This window comes from Fervidicella metallireducens AeB, assembly GCF_000601455.1.
GTDB classification, from domain to species: Bacteria; Bacillota; Clostridia; order Clostridiales; family Caloramatoraceae; genus Fervidicella; species Fervidicella metallireducens.
This window is the reverse complement of the sequence record NZ_AZQP01000136.1, coordinates 1-1,056: the sequence shown is the minus strand read 5'-3', so window position 1 is coordinate 1,056 and position 1,056 is coordinate 1. Positions and strand designations below refer to the sequence as shown.

The following is a 1,056-nucleotide window of genomic DNA, read 5'->3' as shown; positions in this document are numbered from 1 at the left end:
AGACTTAAATAGACCGCTTAATATATTCATAAAATATCACTTCCCTTCTAAAAACAGGCATAAGAAAAGCACCTACCAATCGATAGATGCTTTTGTTTATCATATAATTCTAACTATTTATTGCTTTAGCTATTGTTGATGCATAATCAAACCAAGTAGTTAGTCCATAAAATTCAAATGCCAAAATAATAATATTTAACACAATAAAAATTTTATAAGATTTGTTGAATATTTCTAATTCATCATACCACATGAAACTTTCCTTAATACATTTTAATAGAAATTTTGGCAAAATTAATAGCATTGAAGAAAAGAGTGCTGAAAATATGCCGATTATAAAAATTTCAAGAGCATATGGAGCAACTTTTCCTGCATTTAAAATAGGTCTTAACTGATTTAAAGGATTATCCTTAGATAATGCTTCATCAGTTGAATTATTTGTTTTAATTTCTTGTTGTATTTGTGAAAGTTGCATTTTGCAGTTATAACTTTTATAATTAGCCCATAAACTACAACTAATATTTATTACTGTAATAAGTATTAAACAAGTCCATGAAAATTTTATTCTAATTTTTCCAAATTCTTCGTTCATATGATTTACTCCTTCTGTATACCAACTTGTATTTATTATACTACAAGCGAAGTAAACCTCAAAGCACCAAAATCCCTCTCTCATCATAAACACTTCCACCATAGCTACCACCGCACCGTATGGCTCTATCAAATGCCATTATAGTTGCAACAGCACCATCTATCTTTTCAGTTGATTTCTCTTTATCAGCTTTAATGTTTCCGGCAGGGTCAGTTCTAATAAATATATTGTCCATGTTCCACCTTAAAACTGGATGTCCACCATGAGCAAGCTTCTGTTCCAAGGTTGATTTCATAAGTTCCTTGGTTGGTGTGGACATATCTTTAAATCCTTGACCGAATGGAACTACAGTAAATCCCATACCCTCAAGATTCTTCACCATCTGAACTGCTCCCCAACGGTCAAAAGCTATTTCACGGATATTATAACCTATGGGACATATACTTACTGTAGTAATATAGAAA

Annotated in this window: 2 protein-coding genes; both read right to left on the bottom strand. The window is 31.2% G+C overall.

Annotation, left to right across the window (positions count from 1 at the left end; genetic code table 11):
- Positions 1–109: 109 nt before the first annotated feature.
- Positions 110–592 (bottom strand): hypothetical protein, encoded by a 483-nt coding sequence (locus Q428_RS14110; RefSeq protein WP_035382066.1) that lies wholly within the window; start codon positions 590–592, stop codon positions 110–112.
- A 58-nt stretch (positions 593–650) separates the two neighbouring features.
- Positions 651–1,056: terminase TerL endonuclease subunit (locus Q428_RS14105; protein WP_242847869.1), on the bottom strand; the 406-nt coding region annotated here is incomplete at its 5' end.